This is a genomic window from Vallitalea longa (assembly GCF_027923465.1).
Lineage (GTDB): Bacteria > Bacillota > Clostridia > Lachnospirales > Vallitaleaceae > Vallitalea > Vallitalea longa.
On sequence record NZ_BRLB01000044.1, the window covers coordinates 1 to 1315 of the forward strand.

The 1315-nt window shown below is 36.3% G+C and carries 1 protein-coding gene; it reads right to left on the bottom strand.

Annotation, left to right across the window (positions count from 1 at the left end; all coding sequences use genetic code 11):
* On the bottom strand, positions 1–1315 hold a 1315-nt coding region (locus tag QMG30_RS24710), incomplete at both ends, for a non-ribosomal peptide synthetase (protein WP_281819899.1).

Here is a 1315-nt window from a genome sequence, read left to right on the forward strand (position 1 = left end):
TCACTGATTTTTTTGATTGTCTTTCCTTCAAATATTGTTCTGAATTCTATCTCCACTTGGAATCTTTCTTCTATTTTTGCTACCATCTGCATTATTTTTATGGAGTTTCCGCCTATCTCAAAGAAACTCTCCTGTGTTCCAATGTTGCGGTCAATTCCCAATACTTCTTTCCATATTTCGACCATGCCTTTTTCTATCTCGTCTACAGGAGCTACGTATTCTCCTCTATCTTTTGTGTTTTCTTCTGGTTTTGGCAACTGTTTTCGGTCTATTTTCCCGTTAGGGGTTAATGGTAGTTCATCTACATATATCATGTAGGATGGGATCATATATTCTGGTAGTTTTTTTCCTAAATGCTCTCGTATTTTGCTTATGGATGTTTTTTCCCCTTTTTCTTCATGCTTTTCTTCATCTGCTACTATATATGCACTTAGGTATTTATATTTGCTTGTGTCTTCAAAGTCTACTACTACTGATTCTTTTATGCCTTCACATTTTTTGATTTCTTTTTCTATTTCACCTAGGTCTATTCTGTATCCTCTTATCTTTACCTGATTGTCTACCCTTTCAAGATACTCCAGTTCTCCGTTTTCCTTCCATTTAGCCAAGTCTCCTGTTTTGTACATCATTTCTTTGTCTCTATATGATGATTCTACGAATCTTTCTTTTGTAAGTTCTTCACTGTTCAAGTATCCTCTTGCTAAACCATCACCTGCTATGTACAGTTCTCCTGGTATGCCTATCCCTTGCTCTTGTCCACTTTTTCCTACTATATATGCTCTTGTGTTAGCTATAGGTTTTCCGATGTTTGTTACACCATCTTCGTCTACTCTTTTTAGTGTTGACCATACCGTTGTTTCTGTTGGTCCGTATACATTATATATTTTTGCACTGCTGTCTTTTAGTTGTCTTTCTTCCAATACTTCTTCTGGGAATTTTTCTCCCCCAACTATCAGTTCCTTTAGTGTATCCATGAATGAAGCATTGCTTTTATCCTCAAGGAGTATCCTAAGTCTTGACGGTGTTACTTGAAGCATATCTATTTCATGTTCCATTATTATTCTTTTTATTTCCTTAGGATTTTTCTGCTGCTTCTCATCTGCGATTATTACTGTCATTCCACTAAGCAGCGGCACTATTGTCTCTAGGACGAATATATCAAATGACATGGTTGTCAAAGCCAGCATCTTCTTGCCTTCTGAAAAATCTATCTCTTCTTGCATTCCTTTCGTCAGGTTGATTACATTTCTATGCTCAATCATTACTCCTTTTGGTTTTCCTGTTGAGCCTGATGTATATATCACATAAGCTAGAT